Annotated in this window: 22 protein-coding genes; 6 read left to right on the forward strand and 16 right to left on the reverse strand. The window is 52.8% G+C overall.

Translation table 11 applies throughout. The features are described from left to right. Nucleotides 1–120: 120 nt before the first annotated feature. A complete protein-coding gene (locus B3F49_RS06720; RefSeq protein ID WP_293909949.1) occupies nt 121–1272 on the reverse strand; it encodes a GGDEF domain-containing protein in 1152 nt (383 codons plus the stop codon). Between the two features lie 210 nt (nt 1273–1482). Between B3F49_RS06720 and B3F49_RS06725 the strand changes: the two genes are divergently transcribed. Continuing rightward, a complete protein-coding gene (locus tag B3F49_RS06725; protein ID WP_293909951.1) occupies nt 1483–1983 on the forward strand; it encodes a cyclic nucleotide-binding domain-containing protein in 501 nt (166 codons plus the stop codon). On the opposite strand, the gene B3F49_RS06730 is transcribed toward B3F49_RS06725, so the two are convergent. The 3 genes from B3F49_RS06730 to B3F49_RS06740 are packed head-to-tail and all read right to left on the reverse strand — an operon-like array spanning nt 1952 to nt 7847. Then, on the reverse strand, nt 1952–3172 hold the full coding sequence (locus B3F49_RS06730; RefSeq protein WP_293909953.1) for an MFS transporter: 1221 nt from the start codon (nt 3170–3172) through the stop codon (nt 1952–1954). The two genes, B3F49_RS06725 and B3F49_RS06730, sit on opposite strands and share 32 nt — an antisense overlap. A gap of 38 nt (nt 3173–3210) precedes the next feature. Continuing rightward, nucleotides 3211–6633 carry a hypothetical protein gene (locus B3F49_RS06735; protein ID WP_293909955.1) on the reverse strand — a complete coding sequence of 1141 codons (3423 nt, stop codon included), beginning with the start codon at nt 6631–6633 and terminating at the stop codon, nt 3211–3213. After that, nucleotides 6633–7847 (reverse strand): metallophosphoesterase family protein, encoded by a 1215-nt coding sequence (locus B3F49_RS06740; protein WP_293909957.1) that lies wholly within the window; start codon nt 7845–7847, stop codon nt 6633–6635. Before B3F49_RS06740 ends, B3F49_RS06735 begins: the two co-directional genes overlap by 1 nt. A gap of 199 nt (nt 7848–8046) precedes the next feature. Here B3F49_RS06740 and B3F49_RS06745 point away from each other — a divergent pair, with 199 nt between their 5' ends. Further along, nucleotides 8047–8775: a CPBP family intramembrane glutamic endopeptidase gene (locus tag B3F49_RS06745; RefSeq protein WP_293909959.1), complete on the forward strand. Its 729-nt coding sequence runs from the start codon at nt 8047–8049 to the stop codon at nt 8773–8775. On the opposite strand, the gene B3F49_RS06750 is transcribed toward B3F49_RS06745, so the two are convergent. From B3F49_RS06750 to B3F49_RS06760, 3 genes are read right to left on the reverse strand one after another with little or no spacing between them, the layout of a single operon-like run. Beyond that, the gene (locus B3F49_RS06750; protein WP_293909961.1) at nt 8742–10526 is read right to left on the reverse strand and encodes an NADH-dependent [FeFe] hydrogenase, group A6; all 1785 of its coding nucleotides are present in this window, start codon (nt 10524–10526) and stop codon (nt 8742–8744) included. The genes B3F49_RS06745 and B3F49_RS06750 overlap by 34 nt on opposite strands. Further along, nucleotides 10519–13671, reverse strand: coding sequence for an FAD-dependent oxidoreductase (locus B3F49_RS06755; RefSeq protein WP_293909963.1), 3153 nt, complete (start codon nt 13669–13671; stop codon nt 10519–10521). The genes B3F49_RS06750 and B3F49_RS06755 overlap by 8 nt, the downstream gene beginning before the upstream one ends. Next, nucleotides 13668–14162 carry a complex I 24 kDa subunit family protein gene (locus B3F49_RS06760; protein ID WP_293909965.1) on the reverse strand — a complete coding sequence of 165 codons (495 nt, stop codon included), beginning with the start codon at nt 14160–14162 and terminating at the stop codon, nt 13668–13670. The genes B3F49_RS06755 and B3F49_RS06760 overlap by 4 nt, the downstream gene beginning before the upstream one ends. 300 nt (nt 14163–14462) lie before the next feature. Here B3F49_RS06760 and B3F49_RS06765 point away from each other — a divergent pair, with 300 nt between their 5' ends. Next, entirely contained in the window at nt 14463–14879 is a 417-nt protein-coding gene (locus B3F49_RS06765) for a secondary thiamine-phosphate synthase enzyme YjbQ (protein WP_293909967.1), read from the forward strand. A 6-nt stretch (nt 14880–14885) separates the two neighbouring features. Here the strand turns inward: B3F49_RS06765 and B3F49_RS06770 are convergent, their stop codons facing one another. Together B3F49_RS06770 and B3F49_RS06775 are read right to left on the reverse strand one after the other, a co-directional pair. After that, complete coding sequence (locus B3F49_RS06770) at nt 14886–15062, reverse strand: hypothetical protein (protein WP_293909968.1); 177 nt, start codon at nt 15060–15062, stop codon at nt 14886–14888. Nucleotides 15063–15070: 8 nt separating this feature from the next. Further along, nucleotides 15071–15556 carry a GNAT family N-acetyltransferase gene (locus tag B3F49_RS06775; protein WP_293909970.1) on the reverse strand — a complete coding sequence of 162 codons (486 nt, stop codon included), beginning with the start codon at nt 15554–15556 and terminating at the stop codon, nt 15071–15073. Between the two features lie 73 nt (nt 15557–15629). Here B3F49_RS06775 and B3F49_RS06780 point away from each other — a divergent pair, with 73 nt between their 5' ends. Beyond that, nucleotides 15630–16946 (forward strand): L-threonylcarbamoyladenylate synthase, encoded by a 1317-nt coding sequence (locus B3F49_RS06780; RefSeq protein WP_293909972.1) that lies wholly within the window; start codon nt 15630–15632, stop codon nt 16944–16946. A gap of 2 nt (nt 16947–16948) precedes the next feature. On the opposite strand, the gene B3F49_RS06785 is transcribed toward B3F49_RS06780, so the two are convergent. The 5 genes from B3F49_RS06785 to B3F49_RS06805 all read right to left on the reverse strand — a co-directional run bounded on the left by B3F49_RS06785 (nt 16949) and on the right by B3F49_RS06805 (nt 20807). After that, nucleotides 16949–17428: a flavodoxin domain-containing protein gene (locus tag B3F49_RS06785; protein ID WP_293909974.1), complete on the reverse strand. Its 480-nt coding sequence runs from the start codon at nt 17426–17428 to the stop codon at nt 16949–16951. Between the two features lie 110 nt (nt 17429–17538). Next, complete coding sequence (locus B3F49_RS06790) at nt 17539–17853, reverse strand: hypothetical protein (protein ID WP_293909976.1); 315 nt, start codon at nt 17851–17853, stop codon at nt 17539–17541. 84 nt (nt 17854–17937) lie between these two features. Next, nucleotides 17938–19272 carry a sensor histidine kinase gene (locus B3F49_RS06795; RefSeq protein WP_293909978.1) on the reverse strand — a complete coding sequence of 445 codons (1335 nt, stop codon included), beginning with the start codon at nt 19270–19272 and terminating at the stop codon, nt 17938–17940. 1 nt (nt 19273) lies between these two features. Then, entirely contained in the window at nt 19274–19966 is a 693-nt protein-coding gene (locus B3F49_RS06800) for a response regulator transcription factor (RefSeq protein ID WP_293894092.1), read from the reverse strand. Nucleotides 19967–20036: 70 nt separating this feature from the next. Further along, nucleotides 20037–20807, reverse strand: a complete 771-nt coding sequence (locus B3F49_RS06805) for an SDR family NAD(P)-dependent oxidoreductase (protein ID WP_293894095.1) — start codon at nt 20805–20807, stop codon at nt 20037–20039. A gap of 319 nt (nt 20808–21126) precedes the next feature. On the opposite strand from B3F49_RS06805, the gene B3F49_RS06810 reads away from it, so the two are divergent. Continuing rightward, on the forward strand, nt 21127–22347 hold the full coding sequence (locus B3F49_RS06810; RefSeq protein ID WP_293892320.1) for an MFS transporter: 1221 nt from the start codon (nt 21127–21129) through the stop codon (nt 22345–22347). Here B3F49_RS06810 and B3F49_RS06815 read toward each other — a convergent pair. After that, complete coding sequence (locus B3F49_RS06815; RefSeq protein WP_293909980.1) at nt 22316–23230, reverse strand: prenyltransferase; 915 nt, start codon at nt 23228–23230, stop codon at nt 22316–22318. The two genes, B3F49_RS06810 and B3F49_RS06815, sit on opposite strands and share 32 nt — an antisense overlap. 92 nt (nt 23231–23322) lie before the next feature. On the opposite strand from B3F49_RS06815, the gene B3F49_RS06820 reads away from it, so the two are divergent. Next, on the forward strand, nt 23323–24978 hold the full coding sequence (locus B3F49_RS06820; RefSeq protein ID WP_293909984.1) for a TRAP transporter permease: 1656 nt from the start codon (nt 23323–23325) through the stop codon (nt 24976–24978). A gap of 17 nt (nt 24979–24995) precedes the next feature. Here B3F49_RS06820 and B3F49_RS06825 read toward each other — a convergent pair whose 3' ends face one another. Then, nucleotides 24996–25403: a hypothetical protein gene (locus tag B3F49_RS06825; RefSeq protein ID WP_293909982.1), complete on the reverse strand. Its 408-nt coding sequence runs from the start codon at nt 25401–25403 to the stop codon at nt 24996–24998. Nucleotides 25404–25514: the final 111 nt, after the last annotated feature.

The following is a 25514-nucleotide window of genomic DNA, read 5'->3' on the forward strand; positions in this document are numbered from 1 at the left end:
TTTTAGACATACGTAAATCCTTATTGTTGTAAACATGTAAACAATACTCATACAGGAAAAAAACGGCAACTGATGGAGCTAAAATTTGCCATGAAAATCATAACTCTATCAAGATGTTTGTTATTTACAGAAATGGAAGACTACAGAACGCCCATCAGTGTCTAGTTTTTTGCTCTCCTGCTTTGCCGTATACATACCCAAGTCCAACTGTTGCAGGAAGGCGTCGAGATTCTCGTAATCTTCCATCAGCAAAGGAGCACACCCTACACTTACGGTGATGGCATCGGCTATCCGTCCCGATGCATTGAATTCGGTAAGCTTTTGCTCAAGGCGCGCAAGAATTTGCAGCACTTCCCTCTCTGTCAGAGCCGAGGTCAGAAGGGCGAATTCATCGCCCCCATACCGACTGACGATTGTATGCTTTGGAACCACTTGTTCCAGAAAACGGGCGAATTGAATCAACGCTGCATCGCCTTTTGCATGACCATAGGTGTCATTGATAACTTTGAAACCATTGATATCCAAAAGGCAAGCCCACTGGGTTTTTCCAGGCTTTTTTCTGGCGAAGGCAAGATCAGCCATTCTCTGAAAATATCTACGGTTGAACAACCCGGTCAGATAATCGCGGTTGACCTGATTCGATTCCACGTTGAAGAAGAGAATCAACAGAGAAATGGTGAGACTGATCCACAGCACCTCGACGCCATAAAACAGTATCTGCAAAAGACCTGCAATGGCGACAGGAAAGGGAAACACCAACAGCGTACTGTAGATTTTTCTCTGCAGTTGGTCGTGATGGTGCAACAGATACACCGGCCCGAAAAGCAGATACAAATAGTTGTTGATAACCGTGAGAAAGAAGTACGGCCCCCTGCTGTATCGTGACAAGTCATCAATGACAAAAACCCAGCCAGTCCAAGCACTTGCAAAAGACAGTATTGCCAGGAACAGGCAAGGCAGTAAAAGCAACAGAACAAATCGCTTGCTGACACGGTTTCCAATCATGTACTGGATGAAAAGAAAGTAGAAAACACCGGGGGCTGCATTCAAGGTATAGAAAAGGGAGGTAAGCAAGGTTAGAAGCGGGGCAAGCTCTGCACGTGGATGGTAGATACCCAAAATATCCACACAAAGCTCCAATGCCAGCAAAGCAAAATTGCTTGCCCAAAGGGCGAGAAACATACGGTCCGCTTGCTCCAGCTTGCCGTGTTGCTTGAGGAAGAAATATAAGAGAACCAACAGGATCGACATGCCGAGTACGCTGTTTTGCACTGAATAGATAAGCAGGGTGGACCTCCTACAGCAGTATCAGTAAATTTGCCAGAACTCTGTGAGTACTGTATCCCGCCATTTTCGATACGTCCAATGAAAAACATGTACACGAAGCTATAAAGGCTGACTCGCTCTCCCTTTGTTTGCTTTTTATTGACGAATTGAGGGCAAAAAACTTGCGTATGCAATTCAACGCCTGTACGATAAGGCATGAGCGAATGCACATTAGAGAATGAATTTCTCTGCAAACACAGCATGTTCGGGGGGCTTTCTGACGAGGAACTCTTGTTGATCAAGAGTTATTTACAAGAGCATACCTATCCTCAGAACACAACAATCCTTCAACAGGGTCAGAGCAACAACAGCGTGCACTTCATCGTCGAAGGAGAGGTTGCCGTCGTCCGACAATCAGAGTCAAACAAAAAGCAGAGCAGAATCATCACCACCCTGCATAAGGGAGACTCGTTTGGAGAAATGGAACTCATCGACATCCAAAGCTGCGCCGCTTCGGTTGTCAGCCTGACGGAAACCAAAATCATCACCCTGTCAAACAAGGACATGTACAAGATTTCCCAGGCAAACCTGAAGACCTACACCATGCTCATACTCAACCTTGCCAGGGACATCAGCCGCAGGCTCCGGTCAGCCGATGAGATGTTGGCCTTGGTAAAGAACCGGGCTACCTTGCCTCCTGTTTCTTCATCCTCGTAAGGAAAATCACCATCAGGATGGGGAAGATGGATCCGATGAGCATGCCGCTTCTGAGCGCCGATTCCTCCAAAGTCAAATGCTTGAGCCACGGAGCCACTTTCACCAACGAAGGGGCCACATCTGCAGTCAGGCCTATGAGCCAGGGACCGAAAGCAGCCCCTGCATCACCTCCGGCGGCAAGAAATGCAAAGAGAGAAGAGCCTGCATAGGGAAAGCGATTGGCACCATTGACGACCGAACCCGGCCACAAGAGACCGCTGCCGAGCCCTGCAAAAATGCAAGCGACAAGACTGATGACGGGCAACGGACTGAATGCGGCAATCACGTAGCAGGCAATGCAGAGCACACTGCCGAAAAGCATGGCTTTATAGAGAGGAAATTTGTCGCCCCACGATCCATAGACAGCACGGATGGAGCCCAAGAGGAGGGCGAACAAGCAGAGCCCCAAAAGATCGCCGACTTCCTTGGGCAGCCCCAAGGAGGCTTCCACAAACGCACTGGTCCACTGCGACATGGAGACTTCGGTAGCACCGCCTACGGCAATTCCCAATATCACGAACAGAAAATAACGCGAGCTGAGCAGTTCCCGAATTTTCGTACGCTTTTCCTCACTGATTGCGGGAGCGAGGGGAACACGGAGGAAGATGAAGAAGTTGATCAGCGGGAAGACCGACCAGATAAGCACCAGAATCGGCCAGTTGCTGCGTCCCAGCACCTTGATCATCAAGGTGGTCCCGACAACGACGACGATGAAGCCCCATGCATAGAAGGAGTGCAGCAGGCTCATGGCCTTCTCCTTCGAGTCATTGGGGATGGCCTGGACGATTGCACTGAGGAGGAGTTCGAACAAGCCACCGCCGATTGAGTAGATGACCGTTGCAACCATCAAGCCGACGTAAGGGTTTGCTGGAAATAGTTTTGGGGCGGATGCCAACAAAATGAATCCGATAAAAGCCAGAAAGTGGCCCAGGGTGATGAAGGGCCTCACCCCCCATTTGTCCACCGGGCGGCTGAAAGCCAAGTCGGCCACTATCTGGGTGAAAAAGTTGAGCAACGTCAACCTTCCAGCCTGCTCGAAGGTGATACCGAACTCATGCATGAACGTCACATACAAAAGCGGGGCAAGGTTGCAGGTCAAAGCCCCGATGAAGTTGCCCAAATAACAGGCGCGGATGGTGGATCGATACATGGGGCGTAGTATATGCCAAAGTCAAGGAAAAAGGAACCTTAATTCTCGATATCCAGACTCAACAGGTACCTTTGTACAAGCCGGTAGTTTTCGCTGTCCACACACAGCTCGGGATTGGAGAAACAGAGTCTGCTCAGAATCTGTGCAATCGGATAGGAAGCCTCATCGGTGGCGAAACCCTTTTCGAACAAGTAGGCGGCAAGAGCATCCCTCGCAGCATCCCTGAAACCTTTGACCACCCTTGCGTCGATGGCAGCAAGCACATCGTTTCCTGTCCTGCGTTCTTCCTGCAGGAAGACCTGCAGGCTCTCGTAGTATGCAGCACTGCGATTCAGTTTCAAGGCTTCGTCCGCAACATCGTATACAGTAAGGACCTTCGGCCTGCCGGTTCTCGCCAATGCCTGGGCTTGGGCCATCAAGGAAAAGCGATCCTGATAAGGCTCACCCACCCGGGCGGCTTGACCGGCAAGGGAAAACCCCCGTTCCAAGAGGTGATGCAACTCTTGGCTGTCGCTGCACAGGTACCAACTGCTGAGACTTCCGATCGGATCATGCAAGAGGGGTGCTGAAATCCCCAGAGCCCTGCCATACTCCTGATAATCTGCAAGCGGTTCGATGAGGGGCATTACCTCCACCTTCACCGCGGAGAAGGGACTTTGCTGGATACGATAGCTGCGCTTTTCGTCCTCCAACCCGATCACCTGCAACTCCCCCTTTGCCACATCCTTGAGCTTGGTCACCTCATCCAGTTGTGCGGTGCAATAGAAGACCTGCCGGTCCTTGGAAATCTCAACAATGGCCTCTGCGATCGCCAAAGACCTCTGGTCGTCGCTGTTGGCCATCAGTTCGTCAAAGAAGACGGGGAAATGATACTCACCCCCGCTTTCCAGCATCTCCAGGAAAGCCATTCTCACCGCAAAGAGCAGTTGGACCCGGGTACCGCTTGAGAGCTCCGCCAGGGAGAAACTTCGGCCCAATGCAGTGTCCAAGGCAGTGAAGGTTCCCTTGCCCATGGCCAGTGAGAACCGGTTTGCCGTGATGCGCAGCAACCATGAACTTGCATGGCGGACCACCTGCGGCACATGCTTCGATTCCGACTCTTGCTTCACCTCTTCACAGAGGGTGTACACCATGCGCTGGTGCACTTCCTCTCTTCGTTGGGCCTCCAAGGCCTCCTTGGCCTGCTCGTACCTGAGCAGGGCTTCCTCCAACTTGGTATCGGAGCACAATGAATCATACCGCTCCCGCTTTCTCCCGTATTCTTCACGCAGATCCTCCAGATGCACAAGCTCGGCCTGAGTATCGGCGAGCATACCAGAGACTTCGTGCAGTGTGGTGCTTGCAGCAAACTCAACTATTTCCGGCTGATATGCATTCAGTGATTGCTCATACACACGCTTTTGATCTTCAAGCTCACGATACTTTTCATACTGGCTCTGCAGGTTCTCAAGACTCTGCAAGTCTCCGACGGTAAGCCGGAGTCGTTCAAACAGCTGCTGCAAATCCGATGCAGATCTGCCCTGTCTCTGTTCTTCCTGTGCAAGCAGCTCCTTTTGGCTTTTCAAGCGGTCATGAAGCTTGGATGCACTTTGGATGGTTTGTATCAGCTGTTGCGCCCCGGCTGTAATATCGACAACCTCGGTCTCCTGCAACCTGCACAGCTGTGCCAAATCGGAAGCCGCAGCTTGGAGCCGGCCCCTTGCCTGCTGCTCATTTGCAACAGCCTGATCATGGGCACTGACTGCGTGTACCCAATCCTTGAGGAGAGGAGACAGATGAAAGAACTGGGATCCTTGCAGATCCGGCTCCTGGGTAAGGTTGAGCGTCCTGCTTGCTTCCTCCCATTCGTCAAGCCACACCTCATATGCGGCTTTGGCCTGCTCATAGGTTTGTTTGGCCTTTCTTCGCCTCTCATTCTCCCCTTCCATGCGCTCCAGTTCGGCCATCCTTGCAAGAACGTTCCGAAGCAAGCCCGCAATACACGCTATATCGAAGGAGTCAAGAGTGAATGAGCCCAGCTGCTTTTCCAGCCGGGCTTGATAGGAAGCCAGCAAAGCTTGAAGGGACTGGTACTCTTCATTGGGTTTGTGCCTTAAAAAGAGCAGCCCGAATAGGGCGACAGCCAAGGTTCCGAGCAAGCCGAACACCGGAGAAATGGCAATGGATAGCAGCGATCCAAAAAATGAGAGGGCGATTGTTCCAAGAAGCAAGACTTTGCCGGAGTGAGGCTTGGTTTTCGGCATGGAGTTCACGTTGCCAAGCGTCTCGATGCAAAGAAGCAGCGTTGTTTTCAAAGCTTCAAGCTTCTCTTTCTCCTGCAGATCGACATCGACCATTTCCCCCAGTTGCCGGACATGGGTTTCTGAGGCTGCAAGATTGCAACGAAGCGGTTCGCAACTATGAGCAAGCTTGGCCAGCTTTGCCACCATACGTTCCAGATTGCCTTGGTCCGGGAGCTGGCTCACCAGCCAGGACAGTTGCTCTTCGCACACCTTCAAAGCAGTCTTGGCACTCTGCAGTTCCTTTTCTTGGGAGCGTACCTGGCTTTCAAATTCCTTGAGTGCATCGATCCGGGCGGTAACGACCTGTATAAAGTTGGGGTTATCCAGGAATTCGGGATCGAGGTTGAGGTTGTCCAAAGCCGCTTGGTCGACCTGGATGGCGGCCAGCCGCTGTCTCACCGCTTCATCGGCTTGGTCCAAGGCTGCCTGCAATGCATGGGCATCCTTGAGCGTATGCTCATTCAGCAGGGCAAGCCTGCTGTCATACCCCTGCAAGTCAGCAAGCAGAGCCCGTCTCGCATCAAGCGTCTCAAGATATGCCTGCACTAATTTCAATCGAACAGAGGTTTGTTGCATGGCAGGCTGACGAGACAGCTCACTCTCAAGATGGGAGATGTCGGTCTTCAGCGAGACGTTGGCCTGCAACTCCGTTCGAATCTCATCATAAGCTTTATACGCATCAGCAACACTCTTGGCAAGCGCAATTCTTCCGTTGGAAAACGCTGCAATGCCTTTGGCTTGCCGCAGTGCAAGCTGAAGGTCGATCCCGCCTTGCATCTCTCGTTGGATGGCTTGGAGAAATACACTCTGCGAGCCTTCAGCTTCCAAAAGCTCGTGCAACGGGAACCAGTAGGCATCCGCATACTCATCGTTTCGTCCCGGCAGGCGGGTCTCTTCACCGGTATCGAGGCGCTTCTGTACGAGCTTGCCCTGTGACAGGCTCAGATGCCACTTCTGCCCTCCCGAGTCCAAATGAGCCTCTGCTTCCAGGTATTTCGGGCAGTCGGATGCGAACAACAAGCAGCGCATGGTCCGAACCATTGTGGTCTTGCCTACTCCGTTTGGTCCATGGACGACATTCAGACCGCTGTGGAGGGAGAGCAAATCCGGGAAGGTATGGCTGGGAAAGCCGGGTGCACGAAAGAGCGAGAACGAAGTGAACTGATGCTGTTTCCCCATTATCGTTCTCCTTCTTTTTGCACAACCATCGCTTGCAACAGCCGCATGCCGGCTTGCCTGGCCAGGTTTGCAGCTTCTTCCAAACTCAGGCTCGAGCTGTCCAGCCTGCTGTACGCCGAGCTGTTGCAGCTCTCTTCGTCGAGACTTAGGTACTGCCTCGCCAATCGGTCCAACTGAATCGGATCGAGCAATTTTCTGGCAAGCAGGGCATCGGGCCCGCTTCCCATCGACAGCTGTTGCAAGTCGATTGCGAGCTCGGTTTGGTCCTCATAGCGATCGAGCAGGTAGGCGACAACACCTTGTTCTTCTATGAAGAAGACATCGTCGTCCCCCACCTTTTGCATGATCTGGTCAAGGTTGAGAGAAAGAGCGAGTGTGCCGGTGAAGACAGCCTTCACAAAGAGTGTCCCTTCATACTTGAGCTCCTGTATACACAGGCGGATGCTCTTGGTAAGTTGTTTCTGTATTCCATCGGCATCCGCGATGCCGCTGACGTCTATGCAACACGTCTCATACCGATACGGGCAGAGAGGAATGAAGAGCGGCTCTTTGAAGTGCAGGTCTTCTTCCGTTTCCAAGAGATAGAGGCCATGCCCACCCATCTCATTCACATCGAGGGCGTACGGGGAGCCGCAGTAGTATGCCTTGGCTGCTCCGACCCTGCCTTTCTTGTGGATGTGCCCAAGCATCCAGAGGTCTACGCCGCTATGAAGCAGGTCTTGTTCCTGTACCGGCGCATAGGCAGAAAGAGCGGTGCCGTAGTCGGCATGCAGCAAACCCAGGTTTATGAGTGAGGGATTGGGCAGGTCGCTTGGGAACTCTTTCAGAGGATTGGCTTCTTCGTGGCTCGAGCGAAACGACCAGCCAAGAAATCGGACACACCCGATGTCCAGGCTCTCCCATTTGCCGCCGAGGCCGAGGATCGTGATGGCATCGCTGTCCTGCACCAGGCGGGGAAAGATATTCCAGTCATGATTGCCCCCCACGCCGATGACCCTGATACCCGCTTCCTTGAGCGTCTGCAATCCTTTGAGCAAGGGGCCGTACACCGAAAGCCAGGCTTTTTCCTGTTCCACCACATCACCGACCAGTACAACCACATCGACTGCAAGACTGAGGGCTTTCTCTATGATGGCATCCCAACTGCTATGACCCGATTGCGCCAATACAGGCTTTCTGCCCATATGGATGTCTGCACATGCCAGAATTCTCATACTGCCTCCAGAATCCTGAGTATACCATATGCACAGGAGCATCCCAATCGGCAAAGTGAAAAATTTGGACGGCTTTTCCTCCTTGTGTATTGACCTTCCGACTGCTGATTCATACAATGCATTACGCTTGTTATATATCGTATGCTATATAAAAACCCTCATGCATCCCGTCGCCTTGCTTCACCAAAAGGAGTCACCTATGAATCGCAGTTTGGAAACAAAACCCGTCGCACATGCACTCGTGTGGATTGCCCTGTACATCATCATCGTCAACATCGGAGATGCCATGGGAGGCATTCCCAACCTCTCTACCAGCCTTCTGTTGACCGTCTTGTCAGTAGTGCTCTTTTTCTATTCGAAAACCAGAATACCTATGGGTTTTGACATCTTTTCCAAAAGCGAAGCAAAAACAGTCTTGTATTATCTGCCGCTAGGAGCCTTGGTCGTCATTGCCTACCTTGGAGGAGTCGACCCCTCCCTTAGTTTTAGAGACATCCTGATAGCCGTACTGCTGATGGCAAACGTCGGGTATCTGGAAGAACTGTTGTTCCGTGGGTATTTGCTTGAGGCCATTGAACAGGACAAAGGCAGGCGGCGGGCTGTGATCATCAGCGGCATCACCTTCGGCCTCGGCCACATCGTAAACATCTTTCGCGGATACGAAGCGCTCGAGCTTGTCGCCCAAATAACCGGGGCCATCGCCATCGGCCTGGTCCTGGCCCTTCTGGTTGTGAAGACCCGGAACCTCATCCCCGGCATGCTGTTTCACATTCTCTTCAATATCGGTGGAACCATAATCGTACAGCACAGCAGCAGAGAAGCGCTTCTGCTGCTGTGTATCATCGGCATTTCCGTACTCTATCTACTCTTTCTTCTCAAGCACCTTCCCACAAGTCAATCAAGCGGATACACCACCCGCTTGGTGTAAGTTGTATGCAGCAGGTGGTGGCTCATCGGCGACAACGGCTGGTCCAAAAAACGGGCATACAAGTCTTGGATTGCCGGGTTCTCATGGGACTTTCGAATCGGCTTGTTGCGGTCCTCCTCATAAATTGATTGCGCCCGCTTGAGGCGGATATCGGCGGTGGTTGGAATGGGCTGGCCCCCGCCGCCAAGACAGCCGTCGGGGCAGGTCATCACCTCGATGAAGGTATACGGGCTGGTACCGGCCTTGATCTGGTCGAGTAGAACCCTGGCGTTGGACAAGGTGTTGGCCACCGCCACCTTGATCGTGCTCTCGCCGAGCTTGAGGGCGGCTTCACGGATTCCCTTCCGCTCACGAAGCTGGGCGAACTCGACCTCTTTTAGTACATTTCCGGTCAACTTCTCCACAGCTGTCCGCAAGGCGGCTTCCATCACCCCTCCTGAAGAGGCGAAAATAACCGCACCTCCCGTGGAAGCTCCCAAGGGATCGTCAAACTCGGACGCTTCCAAACCGGCAAAATCTATGCCTGCCTGCTTGAGCATCTTGGCCAGCTCCCGGGTGGTGAGGGCCCAATCAACATCACAGAAGCGTTCTTCCTCCGATAGATTGAGTCGTTCCTTCCAATACGCAAAGGAGCTGTCCATTTCGCTGCGACCGGCTTCAAACTTTTTTGCCGTGCAGGGCATGATCGAAACCACCCGTATCTTTCTGGGATCGAGGTTTGCCTGCTCGGCATAAAAAGTCTTGGCGATGGCTCCGAACATCTGCTGGGGTGACTTGCAGGAGGAGAGATGACCTACCTGCTCGGGGTAGAATGTTTCGATGAACTTGATCCACCCCGGCGAGCAGCTGGTTATCATGGGAAGCTGCCCCTGATGGGTGAGCCGATGAATCAACTCGTAGGCTTCCTCCATAATGGTCAAGTCGGCTGTAAACTGGGTGTCGAACACCTTGTCGAATCCCAAGGCCCTGAGGGAACTGACCATTTGGCCGGTCACCAGGCTTCCCTCTCCCAGGCCCATCGCCTCTCCGAGCCCTACCCTGATGGCGGGTGCGGTTTGCACCAAAACCACCAACGAGGGGTCTTCAAGTGCATCAAAGACCTGCTGGACGTGGCTTTTCTCTGTAATGGCCGCGGTCGGGCAGACAAGCGAGCACTGTCCGCAATTGGTGCAGACTGAATTGCCCAATCCTTCGTCGTAGAAGGTTGCAACCTTCGTCTTCAGTCCGCGTCCCACCATCTGGATGGCAGAGACCGACTGCATCGTGGCACACACCTGTACACAGCGATTGCAGAGTATGCAGGCATTGGGATCGCGGATGAGGGATGCAGAGGTGACGTCAACCTCCTCGAATTTCTTCTTGGTCCGAGGAAACCGGCTTGTGCGGACGCCCAGCTGCTGACTCAGTGCCTGCAGTTCACAATTGAGATTGCGTTCACAGGACGTACAGAGAAGCGGATGATTGGCCAACACCAATTCAAGATTGAGCTTTCTGGCATGCAGGACCCGTTGGGTATGGGTATGGATCACCATGCCCGGCATAACGGTATGCATGCAAGAGCGAACCAAGCGTTTGGCGCCCTCCACCTCCACCATGCACACGCCGCAGGAGCCGTGAGAGTTCACATCCTTGAGGTAACAGAGCGTTGGAATCTTGATGCCGGCACGCTCGCAGGCATCGAGAATGCGGATTCCTCTTTCCACGGTGACGGTTTTCCCATCGATGGTACAGCTGATCATCTGCTCATCCATTGCTCACCTCCTGAATTTTGATATCGCAGCGCAGACACCGTGCGGCTTCCATGCGGGCTTGTCGGCCGGTATACCCGCGATTCACCTCGGCAAACGAGAGCCGGCGATCCTTGGGTGCAAGTTTCACCGCATTGATGGCCTTCCCCTCATAGAGCGTTTTCCCCACCGTATTATCGTAGCTGAACGTGGTGAAAAGTGTTGCAAAGCGGTCGATGCCCATCAACTTTTGGTCGATGATGCGTGCCACTTCCTTGCCTTGCCCCATGGCCTGGGCGGCTGTCGAGGGTCCGGTGATGACATCCCCGATCGCCCAGACGTTCTCAAGGTTCGTCTTGTAGCCGTAGTGGGTTGCCTCAAGGTATCCATACTTGGAAACGGCAAGTCCCAGCCTTGTCAGCAACGGGGTATCGACACGCTCTCCTATGGCTACGATTACCGTATCACAGCCAAGAACGCTTTTTTGTGCACTCTCCGTCCGCTGTCTTCTTCCACTGAGGTCATACGGACCCAGCTGGAGATGATGCACTTCAAGACCCTGTATCCGTCCCCCGGAATCACGCAGAACCTGCGAGGGGGCCACGTCGAACACAAAATTAATGCCTTCCGCAAACGCTTCCTCGATCTCACTGCGGTTGGCAGGCATCTCATCCCTTCCGCGACGGTAGGCTACGGTTACCTGGCAACCCAATCTCCACAGAGAACGGGCAACATCGATGGCGACATTGCCGCCTCCAAGAATCACCACCCGGCTTCCCACATCGGCTTCTTGTCCTTCACTGAGGAGCCTGAGAACCTCGGTACCCTGCAGGTACCCCGGTCCTTCACTTCCTTGTAGATCCAGTGTTGCATGGTGATAGGAGCCCAAGGCGAGAATCACCGCATCACTATCGGCTTGCAGTGCGGTCAGCTGTACATCACGACCGAGGGCTTTGCCCAAGGCGAAGTTGACGCCGAGGGTAGAGAAAAGTTCAAGCTCCTTTTCCAACACCTCCTTGGGCAGTCGGTAGTTGGGAATACCGTAGCGCAACACGCCTCCAGCCTTCCGGTGCTCGTCGTAGACAGTCACCTCATGGCCCAGCCTCCTGAGGTAGAAGGCCGCAGACAGTCCGGCGGGTCCCGCCCCTACTATCGATATGCGTTTCTTGGTCTGAGTGGGCATTCTGTCCAGAAGCGCCTGATACACATCCTGCTCCTGGCCCATCTTGTAGAGGGTATCGGCAAGGTAGCGATGCAGCTCTCCCTGATGCACGGGCCCGTCCAAGTCGTCACGCCTGCAGCGCATCTGGCAGTGGAAGTGACAGATGCGGCCCAAGGTGCCCGGCAGGGGATTGTCCTCCAAGGTGGAGGTAAAGGCCTCAACCAGACGATCTTCCTTCAAGAGTGCGATGTATGAGGGGATTCGCATGGCAAGCGGACAGGAGTTGGAGCAAAGCTCCTCCACCAGGGCTTCACAGGTTCCAGCCTCACACTTGCCTCGTTTGATATGGCTCTCATACTCCTCGGGAAAATAGTTGAGGGTGGTGATGACCGGGTTCATCGCCGATTGACCCAGGCCGCAGAGGGAGGTGTCGCTGATGTGCAGGCCCAGCTCCTTGAGTGTCTCCAGGTCCTCCTCCTTGCCCTTCCCTTCACAAATCCCCGATACCAGACCAAGGGCCTGGCTCAGGCCCTCCCTGCAGGGGGTGCAGGTCCCGCAGGACTCCTTGGTCGTAAATTCCAAGAAATACCGGGCGGAGTCGACCATGCAGTTGTCGCTGTCCATGACCACCATCCCCCCCGATCCCATGATGGCTCCCAGCGCCCCCAGACTCTCATAATCGATGGTGCTGTTGAACAGTCGTGCGGGGATGCATCCACCGGAGGGACCGCCGCTCTGCACTGCCTTGATCTTCTTGTTGGCGTTGACAGGCCCGCCTCCTGCTTCATAGACAAGGGTGGTAAGCTTTTCGCCGAGCGGCAGTTCGACCAAGCCGGTGTTCTTTACCTTTCCCACCAGGGAGAACACCTTGGTTCCCGGACTGGAGGGTTTGCCGATCCTGGCAAACCAGGCGCTTCCCTTGGCGATGATCAGGGGTATGTTGCACCATGTCTCCAGGTTGTTGATGGTGGTCGGACGGCCCATGAACCCTTTTTGGGCGGGGAAAGGAGGCTTTACCCTCGCTCTTCCCGCATTTCCTTCCAGAGAGGCGATCAGGGCTGTTTCCTCACCGCAGACAAACGCGCCCGCCCCTTCCACAACAGAGAGGTTGAAGCTGAACTTGCGGTCCAGGATATTGTTACCCAGAAGCCCCACTTGATAGGCTTGGTCGATGGCGATGCGAAGTCGCTCCACCGCCAGAGGATATTCGGCGCGTACGTAGATGATTCCCTCCTGGGCACCGGTGGCATAGCTTGCGATGAGCATGCCTTCGATAAGCATGTGAGGATCGCTTTCCATCTCATTGCGGTTCATATAGGCACCGGGGTCGCCTTCATCGGCATTGCAGATGAGGAACTTCGGTTCGCTGGGTTCCTTGGCCATCATCTCCCATTTGAGCGCAGTGGGGAAGCCCGCCCCTCCGCGTCCTCGAAGCTTGGAGTCCTTCACTTCCGCCAGCACTTCGCTCCTGCTCATTCCTCCCAAGACTTTCTCCAACGATCGATACCCGCCGACGGCTACATACTCTGCAATGTTTGCAGGGTCGATGAGGCCGGCATCACGCAGCACCAATTTCTTTTGTGCATGGAAGAAGGGCACTTCATGCCAATGAGGAAGTTCTTCAAAGCCCTCCCCGTAGGTGTGAAACGCCAGATGGTGATCCCATTCGGTGATCCTGCACAAGGCCTTCGGCTTATAATAGGTACCTTGCTCCAGATCATCGAGAATAAGCGGGACATCGGAAACCTCTACCTTGGACAACCACACCAAGGGTTTGCCTGGAAGCTGGAGAGAAACCAAAGGCTCTTCGCTGCAGCAGCCGAAGCAGCCTACACTGCGCAGGCTTACTGCCAGATTCCGCTTCTCCTTCTCTTCCTTGAATGCAGCGTATACCTGTGCGGCACCACTTCCGATTCCGCACGTCCCCATCCCTACTGCGATGCCGGGGTGGCTTGGATACATACTCTGTCCGCCTTCGAGCTGGAGCCTGTCCAATAGTTTGTTCATGAGACCTCCTTGCCTTCGAGAAGCGATTGCAACATCTGACTGAGCTTTTGCTCCGTCACGCGGGAATGGATGACTGAATCAATGGCAATGACCGGAGCCAGCGCACATTGGCCGAAGCACGCCACGGTGTGGACGGTGAACCGTACATCGTCGGTGGTGGCAGTCCCCTCTTCATCAAGCTGAAGGTTCATTTGCTTGAGAACCTGCAGAAGCAACGGCTTGGAACCACGGGTATGACAAGCCGTCCCCCTGCAGACAGTGATTACATGCTCGCCTTGCGGTTTAAGATTGAAAAATGCATAGAAGGTGGCAACTGAATAGACTGTCGAAAGGGGTACTTCCAGCTCCTTTGCAACCAGGACCAACTCCTCCTTGCTGAGGTAGTTGTGATCGCTGCTGCGCTGGACTGCTTCCAGAATGGAAAGTAGTGCTCCACGCTCGGTACGATGGGACGCTACGATTGCTTGGATCGCGGTGTGTCGATCGCTCATGAGGACCTCCTTGGGAAAAAACGGGGACAGTGCACGAAAAACTTGCATCTATACCATGAAACATCCAATGGATGCTGTAATATATTCCAGAAGACCACTGTAAGCATACTAAACCCGAGAAATGAATAAAGCAAGGTATCTATAGTTATTACAATAAGTAATTTGCATAGTTTGTAATTTTATACAGCTTTTTAATGTGAATATAGGAATATAATAAATACTTACAGGCTTCATACTCGCATCATTTGACCACTTATCGTTCCTTCTCTATCCTATATCATGAACGGAGGAGCATAGAGCATGAAAAGTTTTCGTAAAGAGTTGTCTTTCCATCTACCTTCACGCAGGGCCTTGGTGAACATAACGCATCTCGTACAACAAGCTGTCCAAGAAAGCACCGTCCAGGAGGGATTGGTATTGATAAATGCCATGAATATTACCGCAAGCGTCTTCATCAATGACGATGAAAGCGGGCTGCATCAAGACTACGAGGTGTGGCTGGAGAAGTTGGCTGTGGAAAAACCGTACAGCCAGTATCGGCACAACGGATATGAGGACAATGCCGATGCACACCTCAAGCGCACCATCATGGGACGAGAGAGTGTGGTGGCAATAACCAAGGGAAAGCTTGATTTCGGTACCTGGGAGCAAATTTTCTCCTATGAGTTCGATGGGAAGCGAACCAAGCGCGTGCTGATTAAGATCATTGGCGAGTGAGAGGCCTCAGTCATTCCCTTCCGTAGAGCCGATTTCCCTACCCAAGCTCCTGGGCAATTCACGATGCATAGGTTTTGCCTGATTTCGCACGTGCGAAGGCTGCAACTGGGACAGCTGTGCATCGGTCATCTCCGGTATGTCGGAGAAGTCGATTTTTCTCAGTTCTTCATCGTTGGTTTGCATGCTCATCATCAGCCTGTTACGTAATACACCATGCTCACAATATCCTCAAAGCTGCCGTCATCCTTGGCAAACCCTCCCCTGATCGTCCCCAGCCTCTCAAAACCGAGTCTCTCATAGAGTGCGAGCGCTCGTGTATTGGAAGCAACCACAGCGTTGAATTGCAGGATCCTGAAGCCGAAGCGGGAAAGCTGGCCCAGCGAGTCCTTGACCAAGGCCTTTCCGATTCCTTTGTCCCGCATGGTCTTCTTCACAGCATACGAAGCATTCGCTATATGGCCGGCCCTTCCTACGTTGTTCGGATGCAGAATGTACAGGCCTGCAAGTTCGCCTTCATCGATGGCAACCGCTGCATAGCTTTGGCTGCAAAAGAAAGCCGAAGCCGTTATGCTGTCAAGCTTCTCGTCCTGGGGAAAGGCATTGCCTTCATCCACAATCTCGTTCCAAAGCCCGGTCATGGCCGGGATATCCTGCTCGGTATATGCTCTGATCGTCATAGGAGGAGTGTATCACAAACCGGCTTGCCTTGCCTTCGGTCTTTGCGGTACTCTTGCAAGGCGAGGAAAGAGAATGCACCATCAGTCCACCATCTATGTAACACCCAAGCTGCTCATGCACCAAAGCGATGCCCTTCAATCGTTGATGGGGCTTGCCGTGGATTGCACCGTTTCCCTCGCTTACCCTAAGGATGCTCGCTCTGATGCACAGGTTTTGTGCAAAGCCCATCCATTTCTTTCCTCCTGCCTGCAGGCGACCGAGCAAACACTGTTCGACAATGTTGCTGACAAGACCGAGACATTTTTGCTCGATGAGGGGATAAAACTCTCCTTCTACTGTCCGCTTGAGCTTGCAGCATCGCCAATCATAACCTTGTTCTTCCATACGCTTGCCGATGCAGTCTCCTACATAGAGGCGTATCCAAGGCCCAGCGAACAACTGCCAAAGCTTATTGCCGAAGATGCGGCACTGCTTGCACAAGGCAAGCTGGTGGCCTTCCCCACCGAGACTGTCTACGGTCTTGGTGCAGATGCCATGAATGAAGAGGCTGTGAGAGGTATTTTCGCTGCCAAAGAGCGGCCGTTCTTCGACCCCCTGATCGTCCATATCGCCCAATTGGAACAACTTGAGGGATTGGTAGTCGACCTCGACCCAAGAGCCAAACTCCTGATGGATCACTTCTGGCCCGGTCCTTTGACCATGGTATTGAAAAAACATCCTGCTGTGCCCTCGATTGTTACGGCCAACAGCCAAACGGTTGCCATCCGGATGCCTTCCAACCCTTTGGCGTTGAACTTGATCAAGGCCAGCGGCAAAGCCATTGCAGCGCCGAGTGCAAACCGATTCGCTTATACCAGCCCGACTACCGCGCTTCATGTGCGCGAGCAACTCGGGACGCGGATCGATGCAATTCTTGATGGAGGCGCATGCACCGTTGGCATTGAATCCACGGTACTCTCACTCTGCACCGAAATCCCCACCATACTCCGACCGGGAAAAATCGGATTGGAGGAGCTCCAGCCCTTGCTTGGCGAGGTGGTAATGGGTAAACAGGCAGGTCCTACCGATACCCATCTAGAAAGCCCCGGGTTGCTCGAAAGCCATTATGCCCCCACGACTCCGCTCTATCTGGTCGACGATGTCACCCTGTACAAGGACCAAAGCGATGTCGGGGTGTTGCTGTTCGAAAAGCAGTCCGTCCCGTTCAAGGGGCCGGTGGTGTATGTCAGCGAGAAGGAGGATGCCGAAGAAGCGGCAAGTCGCCTCTATTGGGCGATCCGCCACCTGGACACCCTGCACTTACGTTGCATGGTCGGCAGCCTCTTGCCCGAAGAGGGCATCGGCGTTGCCATCAACAACCGACTTAAGAAAGCATCGACAAAACACTGAGATCAGCGGTTCAGAACCTCGGCAAAGGCTTTGATCGCATCCTCTCTGATGTTATGCACATCCTCGTCGCCTTTACTCATCATTTTCATCATCTTCCTGGTGATCCACCCCATTTTGGAGAACAGGAACTCACCACCGAATGAATCAACAACCAAGGCTTTTTCACGGAGGGCTTTACTGTAGTTCTGTTCAAGCTGCCTCACAGCCCCTTCACCCTCTTCCATCATGCAGAGAAACAGGCCAAGTCTTTTCTGCAGAAGGGCCTGCTCATTGGCAATGCAGAACTTCCTGAGTTTTCCGTTGGCCCGTCCTGCATGCACCGAGCCTCCGAGGACAATGGTGTCGTAAGCCCCTAAATCGACATTCGGTTGTTCAATCAAGTTCTGAAGATCTGCATCAGCCTTCAGTTCTTTCTGCAATACTTCAGCACAAGCATGGGTGGTACCATGCTTGGTCGCATATAAAATAAGTGTTTTAGCCATCTGACCCTCCACACAAGCAATCATAGCACGCACAGGGGGAGTGCAAAAGCTTGGACATAAGAAAAGGAGAACGGTCTCCCGTTCTCCCCTTGTACCATGTGCGGTAGTGACTACCACCTGCCGCTCTTGCCTCTTGCTCCCTGGCGCATCTGCCCGCCGACCTGATCGGCACGGTTTGCAGTCTGCCTCGCTTGGGCTTCTGCTCTGCGTTCCTCAACGAAGGCCTTAAGCTCTTCGGGAATCTCACCATCCTCCAGGACGCAATCCTGAAGCATCTGTCTCTGCTGTACAGCCTGCTGAGCCATCTGTACAGGACGAGCCTGGACTGCTGTGCCTCTCGTGCTTCTCTGCATCGGAGCTGCAAATGTGATTGCTGCGACTACTACCAAAAGCAGCAGCACCATAAGAATTCGTTTCTTGTTCATCGTTGACCTCCAGTCAATTTGTTTGTTGTTCTTGACTCTATGGTCGCACCCCAATATCCAGTCTGTTTCAACGGTGGGTAAAGATTAGGTAAAGCGAAGGGTAAAACAGGTTTTCTCATTGCTTTCTACATCGATCGACCAGTGATGGGCCTGGGCGATGGCCTTGACGATGGACAGGCCGAGCCCCGATCCGTCACTCCTCCTCCCAGCCTCGCCCCTGCTGAGACGATCGAAAAGGCGGGGAAGAAATGCCGGTTCAATGATTCCCTCATTTTCTATGGCCAGACTCTCGGCACGTTGGTTTTCGTCGGTGGTGTACCGGATTTGTATCAGGCTGTTCTCCAATCCATATTTGATTGCGTTACTGAGGAGGTTCTCCATTGCACGCGTGAACAGTTGATGATCGGCTTGCAGCAATGCATCCCCCTCGGGAATTACAATCTGCATGCCGCGTTTTGCAGCATCCGCCTCAAAACGCTGGACAAGCATGCGAAGAAACGGCTCCAAATGAATGTCACTTCCATGAACCACCAGATCCGGTGATTCAAGCTTGGTCAATAAGGCCAGACTGTTGATCAAGGACCCCAATCTCACTGTTTCCTGCTGCAACAAGGACAAGCGCTCCTGGTTGAAAGGCAATACGTTGTCCTGCAATGCCTCCAGCTGGCCGGAAAGGACTGCAACCGGGGTTCTCAGATCATGGGCAATATCCTCGGCCCACTGACGGCGCAGGCTCTCTTCACTCTTCAGGGTATCCTGCAGCGTCCTGGCGGCATTCGCGATCACATCGAACTCCACAATATGCTTGCCGTCCACAGATACGGTACGCTCTCCTCCCGCCATACGGTCCAAGGCTTGGGCAAGGAGACGGCTCTGTTTTTTCAGCGGCTTGAGAAACAAGAACGCCAACAGTGTCGACACAGCCATAGCAATCAAGAGCGCCCAGATAAGGATACGCTTGGCGGCGGCGAGCAGGGAGGCATTTCCTTCGATTTCGGCAAACGTCGGCAGGTGTACCGCATATCGGTAGAGCAGCTCATCGCTGGAGGACCTGACCTCCCGCCATTGCAGATTCTCCACCAAGCCGTACTGCAAACCCCTGCCCCTGCCTGCGCCCCGTTCAGCCTTGTGGTATGAATAGAGCAACTGGCCGAGGCTGTCGGAGACATAGAAGTACGTGGGGGCGTAGGGCAAAGAGCTGAAGAGAGAGGAGGCAGTCTCTGGGGAAACAGGCTGCGGTGCCTCTAGCAGTTGCGTAACGATATAGGAATTCAACGAAGCCTCTTCCTTCGCATGCCATGAGTCTTGGACTGCATCCAGACCGAAGGAGAGAAACAGTGAGAGAACCAGGGCGAAAATCAAGAGGCTGAGGATAACCAACGCCAAATTCAGGGCAGCCAGAGAAAAGGGTTTATGCATCCTAGCGCTCCTTCTTGGTCCCGCTGAATGAGTATCCGAAGCCCCTCACCGTTTGGATCCACTCGATAGACCCTAGTTTTGCCCTGAGGTTCTTCATGTGGGTGTTGATCGTTCGATCACTTCCATCGTGCGTATAGCCCAGGCACTGTCCAAGCAACCGCTCACGCTTGATCAGAAGCGGTGCATTGCTTGCAAGGTAGGAGAGCAGCTTCCACTCAAGAGCTGTCAAGGAAACAGGTGTATCATCCACCAATACCTCATGCTTCTTCTCATCGACTGTCAAGGTATGGCCATCCTTTTCCCACGTCAGGGAGGTTGGCTTTTCGCCATGAGGTTGCTCAACCCGTCTGAGGATGGCTTGCACTCGAAGAACCAGCTCCTTGGCGGAGAAGGGTTTTACAATATAATCCTCTCCTCCGAGTTCAAGCCCGGTTATTCGATCACTTTCCGACTCCCTGGCGGTAAGAAACAGGAAGGGAATGGACGGGTCGTATTGATGGATTTGCTTTGCCAGCTCAAAGCCGTTGCCGTCCCCGAGCATGACATCAAGGATGCACAGCCTGGGGTGCTTGAATTCAAGGCTTTCCACAACTTTGCTCACGCCTTCAAACTCAACTACCTGAAAGTCAGCCAATTCGAGGTAGGCCTTGATGATCTGCCTGATGGAAGGATTGTCCTCTACAACATATATCATGCTTCGATGGTACAACTGCCTGTATGCCGACTCAAGAGAAACAGAGAATTCTTTACCTATTCTCCACCATTCACACGGCTGTCCAGCCGCCGTCCACCAGCAGGAGTGTTCCAGTGACCATATCTGCATGGTCGCTTGCCAGATAGAGAACAGCCGAAGCAACATCCTCTATGGTGGCCACCCTGCCACGGGGAATCTTGGAAAGGACCGAATCAAGAAACAAGGGATCGTCCAAACGCTCGGCTGTTCCCGGTGTATAGACAAAGGTCGGTCCCACAGCATTGACGGTAACACCCCTGCCCGACCACTCGACGGCCAAGGTTTTGGTCAGCATGTTCAAACCGCCTTTGGATGCGCAGTAGACAGCCTCGTGGGGAATGGCTACAACAGAGGCTTGGCTGGAGATATTTACAATCCGGCCCTTGCCCTGCTTGAGCATTCGCCTGCCGGCTTCCTGGCAGCAGAAGAAGGTTCCCTTGAGATTGAGGTCCATCATCCAGTCCCAATCCTCCTCGGTGATCTGCTCAGCGGGAATGGGGTTTCCCATGCCGGCATTGTTGACCAGTACATCCATCGACCCCAGTTCCGATTCAATGCGTTCAAAACAGGAGCGGATGGACTCAACCCGCCTGAGGTCCAAGGAATACACATAGGCCATTCCCCCTTCGCCCAGAATCGTCTCTTTCACTTCCGCCAGTGCTTCGGTGTCACGTGCGGCAAGGGCTACGATGGCTCCTTCGGCTGCGATTATTCGGGCCAAACCCCTCCCGATACCCTTGCTTGCACCAGTGACGACAACCACTTTCCCCTCGAGATGTGCACCGAATTTCTGTGTATCCATACGAGCCTCCCTACCTCTAGGCTACGATGGATACTGCAAATTGGCAACCTAAAGATAGGCTTCTATGCGCTTGAGAGCTCCTTCGATTCTGAGCTCAGGCCATACCAGTGAAGGTATCAGCATAGTGCACCGTATAACCTGCTTGACCAAAGAGGGGTCACTATAATTTGATATCGTTCGTTGCAGCTCTACCGACTATCGGTTTGATGAGGGATATGCTCGATATTAACAAGGTTCTCGAAGGCCAGCAGTAGAAACATTGTTGACATCCTTTCCGTTTATAAGCATAGTCGGCTGTAAGGGAACGGGAGAACCTGTCATGCACGCAAAAAAACCATCCATCTATTCAGGGGACAAGGGAGTGAAAATCTTCTTGGCCACCATTTTATTTTCGGGTCTCGCCTATGGATTTTATCGGGGCATCCAGGACAATTACCTGGCTGAAATCGTAAAGATCTCCGAATTTGAACGAGGTATTGTAGAATTCTTCCGAGAGCTTCCCGGTCTTATGCTCGTCTTCATCCTTGCCTGGATGTACCGGCTTTCTGAAACCAAGGTGTTCAAGATTGGAACGGCGATCATGCTGTGCGGCGTGCTCGGCCTGCTGCTGCTCGGGTCGAGCAAGGTGGTTGTCATCCTGTTCATGGTGGTGTTCAGTACCGGCGAGCATATCGTCATGCCCATCAAGAGCTCGATGTCCCTCTCCTACGCAAAAAGCGACAAGGGTGGAGCCAGCCTGGGAGTGACTTCCAGTATCAGCCACGGGGGCAACATCATAGGCTACATGATGGTATCGCTGCTTTTTTTCGTGCTTGGCGGCTTGGGCTATGCACGGGACTCTCTTGTAGGTTTTCGCATAGTCTTCCTGATCGCCGCCATCCTGCTGCTTCTCTCCACCATGATCGCCCTTACCATGAAGGACAAAGGGAAACCGGTAAAGCGTTCTCGACTGTACTTCAATAAGAAATACAACAAGTTTTATATGCTGGAAATTTTCTACGGGGCGCGCAAGCAGATTTTTCTCACCTTCGCACCCTATGCCCTCATCCTCTTCTATGGGGCAGACACCTCGGTCATCGCCCTGCTTCTGGCCATTTGTGCAGTCTTTGGAATGCTCCTCAGTCCTGCCATCGGAATGCTGGTGGACAAGCTGGGTTATAAGAAAATCATGGTGGCCGACACCCTGATCCTGGTTGTCGTGTGCCTCATGTACGGCTTTGCACACCGCATCTTTCCCATGCATATCGCCTTCATCGTGGTTTGCATCAACTTTGTGCTGGACTCGATCATCAGCTTGGCAAGCATGGCGACCAACGTCTATGTACGCGACCTTTCCTCAAGCCGCGAAGAGCTTACGGCAACCCTTACAACCGGCATTTCAGTCAACCACCTGATCAGCGTCATGATTGCATTACTGGGTGGCTACATTTGGAAAACACTGGGAATCGAGGTGCTGTTCACCCTCTCGGCCGTATTGGGAGTAATCAATTCAATCTTTGCTGCAACCATCAAGAAGCCGGAGCAGAGAACCCTATACTAAGCGCATACGCTGCGATAAAGGCCAGACAGAAATGCAGATAGCTTTTTGATGCGAACTGCATGTGTACCGACTTGTGCTCGGCATCGAGACCTGCCTTTTTCACTTCGATCAGTGCTTTGCTGTACAACACGAGCGAAGGGACCAGGCAAAAGGCCAGAGTCGATGGATGATAGCCCAGGATTACAAGAAGAAATGAGATGGCATAGGCACCCAGGCCCTCGACAGCGATGAGGCCAAAGGCCTTGTCGCTGCCCAAGAGGATGGCAAGCGTCTTGCGTCCGCTTGCTTTGTCACCGACCAAATCACAACCGTTGTTCACCGAAAGGATCATGCCGATCATCAACAGGAACGGCACGGTAACCACCACATGTTTTACGCTTGGAGTCACGCCCTGCACATACAAGGTGATGAGAAACAACATGGTTCCCAGAAAGAAACCGGCAAACACCTCACCAAATGGGGTTCTTGAAATGGGAAGCGGACCGCCGGTGTAGAAGAAGCCGACAAGCATGCACACACCTCCGACAAGAATCAAATTCCAGCTGGTCAGGCAGGCCAGATAAAGTCCCAAAAGGGCTGCCAGGGCGAAAAGTGCGAGGGAAACCAGGAAAGCCATGATGGGGCTGACAGCCTGGTGCACCAGAACCTTGTCCTGTTCCTTGGTGTAGAGTGCATTATCGACTCCTCTCCAGTAGTCAAAAAAGGTGTTGAAACCAGTCGTTCCCATATCGATGAAGAGCGTCGCAAGACCCATGACCACGGCATTGACAGGCTTCACCGATCCTGTCTGTGAGAGTGCATAGATGCTTGCACAGAAGAAGGTTCCCATACTGATGATCTTGGTGCGCATCTCAACAATGTGGAAGAATTGGGCTGCTTTCATGCCGGTATAGTAGCGATTTGTTCGCTGTTTTACTACAGTACATCCTTTTTCGCTTGATTTCACCATAATCTTACCGGTATTCTTGGTATTGCATATTGATGCAAACTCTATGCATCTCTATAATCATGATTTTCATCAACCGCATGGGCAGTCCCAACATGATGGATGTAGTGATGGGAACCATTCTCATCGTACTTGTCCTGGAAGCCAGCAGAAGAATCTCAGGCTGGCCGCTTGTGATACTCAGCCTGCTCTTCCTCCTCTATGGTCTGGTCGGTCGGAATCTTCCCGGAATATTCATGCACCGCGGCTATGACTGGCGGGCCTTGGTCAACCATATTTTCATCAACACCGAAGGAATCTACGGCACCTCCGTCGACGTTGCCGCCTCCTATATTTTCCTGTTCATCATGTTCGGTACGGTTATGAACAAGTGTGGAATGGGAAGGTTCTTTAATGACCTTGCACTGGCATTTGCAGGTAGTTCAAAGGGAGGTCCTGCCAAGGTTGCCGTCATCGCCAGCGGTTTTCTCATTTCAATCAACGGAAGCGCCGTGGCAAACGTAGTAACCACAGGAACCTTTACCATCCCGTTGATGAAGAAAACCGGATACAGCAAGGAGTTTGCCGGGGCTGTTGAATCATCGGCTTCGGTCGGCGGACAGCTGCTGCCTCCCATCATGGGGGCTGCTGCCTTCATCATGGCTGAAATGCTGGGTATCAAGTATGGAACCATCGTAATAAGTGCTGCTATTCCCGCGCTGCTGTACTACCTGGGCATTCTTGTACAGGTTCAACTCAGGGCTTCCAAGAAGAACCTGAAAGGGATCCCCAAGGAAGACCTTCCCAAGGTACGCGATGTCATGCGTGAGCGGGGACACCTGCTCATTCCCATTGCATTTTTGCTCTACATGCTGCTCTTCAGTGGAGCGACTGTCATCTTCAGTGCATTCTGGGCGATTGTTGCAACCATTGCCGTCAGCATGGCCCGCAAGTCCACACGCATGACGTTCAAACAGATTCTCGATGCATTCAGCGAAGGAACCCGCGCGGTAGTCTCGGTTGCCGTTGCTTGTGCAGTGGTGGGAATCATCATCGGTGTGGTAAGCCTCACCGGCTTCGGCTTGAACATGGCGAATGCCATCATTCAGCTCGGCCAATCAAATCTCATGTTGACGCTCGTCCTTACCATGGTCACTTGCATGATTTTGGGCATGGGCCTTCCTTCCATCCCTGCCTATCTGATTACCGCCACCATGGCCGCCCCTGCCTTGGTGAAACTGGGAATCCCCCCGCTTGCCGCTCATATGTTCGTCTTCTACTTTGCGATGTTTGCCAACATCACCCCGCCGGTAGCCCTTGCGTCGTTTGCTGCTGCGGGTCTGAGCGGTGGCGACCCGATGAAAACCGGCCTGCAATCAGTCAAGCTTTCGCTTGCAGGATTCATCGTCCCCTATATGTTCATCTACAACACTGCCTTGCTTTTGATAGATACCACGCCCTTCATTGCAATCAGGGTCTCCATTACAGCAATCATCGGAGTATGTATGATCGGAATGGCAACTGAAGGATACCTGTTCACCAACATGCACAACATCCTGCGCATCCTTGCGTTTGCAGGTGCCTTGTTGCTTATCACCGCCAATGTCGTCCAGGATGCAATCGGATTATTGCTTTTGGTCTTCATCCTGCTTGTACAGCGGCATGCAGCCAATAAGGTGAAGCAGAACGTCGAAATGCAAGCATAATCAATCGGTTATACCCTTCAAGCCTCTAATATCCAGGTTGCCGAATGGCCTTTGTTGTCACCTCTGCAGGGTGGAAAGCGCTTGCCCTCTTCCATGGACACCTTGCGCTCAGGATGTTCACTGCAGTGGTATTGTCCACTGACTTCACAAGGGGCACCGGTTTGGGTGGAGACACGTTCAGCTTTCTGCTGCTCGACCTTTTGCGCCTGCTGTACAGGTTCCTTGTCCCCTTCCGGCCTCTTGCCCAGCAACATCCACTGAATGATGATGGCAATCGCACAGACCAGGACAACAAGTATACTGGCTACAGCCTTGAACGTGGGATTGGGGACTGCAATCAGAATCAAGGCAACGACGAGGACCATGACCACCAAGTATACCAAGGTGGTCTTCTGAACGCGTTCTTTCTCATGATGTGTATTCATACCTTCTCCTACCAAAGATTGTACCCCAGGAGGGAAGAAATCATCGCTTTGATTACCTGTAGCATACAACATTGATGTATGATTCTCAATCTTTTTTCATGTCTCACCGAT

The organism is Sphaerochaeta sp. UBA5836 (assembly GCF_002432845.1).
Lineage (GTDB): Bacteria > Spirochaetota > Spirochaetia > Sphaerochaetales > Sphaerochaetaceae > Sphaerochaeta.

Excerpts from the sequence above, each read along its gene's own strand:
- B3F49_RS06815 (WP_293909980.1), bottom strand. The coding sequence starts at position 23,230 with ATGAAAGCAGCCCAATTCTTCCACATTGTTGAGATGCGCACCAAGATC.
- B3F49_RS06785 (WP_293909974.1), bottom strand. The coding sequence starts at position 17,428 with ATGGCTAAAACACTTATTTTATATGCGACCAAGCATGGTACCACCCAT.
- B3F49_RS06800 (WP_293894092.1), bottom strand. The coding sequence starts at position 19,966 with ATGATATATGTTGTAGAGGACAATCCTTCCATCAGGCAGATCATCAAG.
- B3F49_RS06795 (WP_293909978.1), bottom strand. The coding sequence starts at position 19,272 with ATGCATAAACCCTTTTCTCTGGCTGCCCTGAATTTGGCGTTGGTTATC.
- B3F49_RS06810 (WP_293892320.1), top strand. The coding sequence starts at position 21,127 with ATGCACGCAAAAAAACCATCCATCTATTCAGGGGACAAGGGAGTGAAA.
- B3F49_RS06780 (WP_293909972.1), top strand. The coding sequence starts at position 15,630 with ATGCACCATCAGTCCACCATCTATGTAACACCCAAGCTGCTCATGCAC.
- B3F49_RS06790 (WP_293909976.1), bottom strand. The coding sequence starts at position 17,853 with ATGAACAAGAAACGAATTCTTATGGTGCTGCTGCTTTTGGTAGTAGTC.
- B3F49_RS06735 (WP_293909955.1), bottom strand. The coding sequence starts at position 6,633 with ATGGGGAAACAGCATCAGTTCACTTCGTTCTCGCTCTTTCGTGCACCC.
- B3F49_RS06805 (WP_293894095.1), bottom strand. The coding sequence starts at position 20,807 with ATGGATACACAGAAATTCGGTGCACATCTCGAGGGGAAAGTGGTTGTC.
- B3F49_RS06755 (WP_293909963.1), bottom strand. The coding sequence starts at position 13,671 with ATGAACAAACTATTGGACAGGCTCCAGCTCGAAGGCGGACAGAGTATG.
- B3F49_RS06730 (WP_293909953.1), bottom strand. The coding sequence starts at position 3,172 with ATGTATCGATCCACCATCCGCGCCTGTTATTTGGGCAACTTCATCGGG.
- B3F49_RS06760 (WP_293909965.1), bottom strand. The coding sequence starts at position 14,162 with ATGAGCGATCGACACACCGCGATCCAAGCAATCGTAGCGTCCCATCGT.
- B3F49_RS06770 (WP_293909968.1), bottom strand. The coding sequence starts at position 15,062 with ATGCAAACCAACGATGAAGAACTGAGAAAAATCGACTTCTCCGACATA.
- B3F49_RS06750 (WP_293909961.1), bottom strand. The coding sequence starts at position 10,526 with ATGGATGAGCAGATGATCAGCTGTACCATCGATGGGAAAACCGTCACC.
- B3F49_RS06765 (WP_293909967.1), top strand. The coding sequence starts at position 14,463 with ATGAAAAGTTTTCGTAAAGAGTTGTCTTTCCATCTACCTTCACGCAGG.
- B3F49_RS06775 (WP_293909970.1), bottom strand. The coding sequence starts at position 15,556 with ATGACGATCAGAGCATATACCGAGCAGGATATCCCGGCCATGACCGGG.
- B3F49_RS06725 (WP_293909951.1), top strand. The coding sequence starts at position 1,483 with ATGAGCGAATGCACATTAGAGAATGAATTTCTCTGCAAACACAGCATG.
- B3F49_RS06825 (WP_293909982.1), bottom strand. The coding sequence starts at position 25,403 with ATGAATACACATCATGAGAAAGAACGCGTTCAGAAGACCACCTTGGTA.
- B3F49_RS06745 (WP_293909959.1), top strand. The coding sequence starts at position 8,047 with ATGAATCGCAGTTTGGAAACAAAACCCGTCGCACATGCACTCGTGTGG.
- B3F49_RS06740 (WP_293909957.1), bottom strand. The coding sequence starts at position 7,847 with ATGAGAATTCTGGCATGTGCAGACATCCATATGGGCAGAAAGCCTGTA.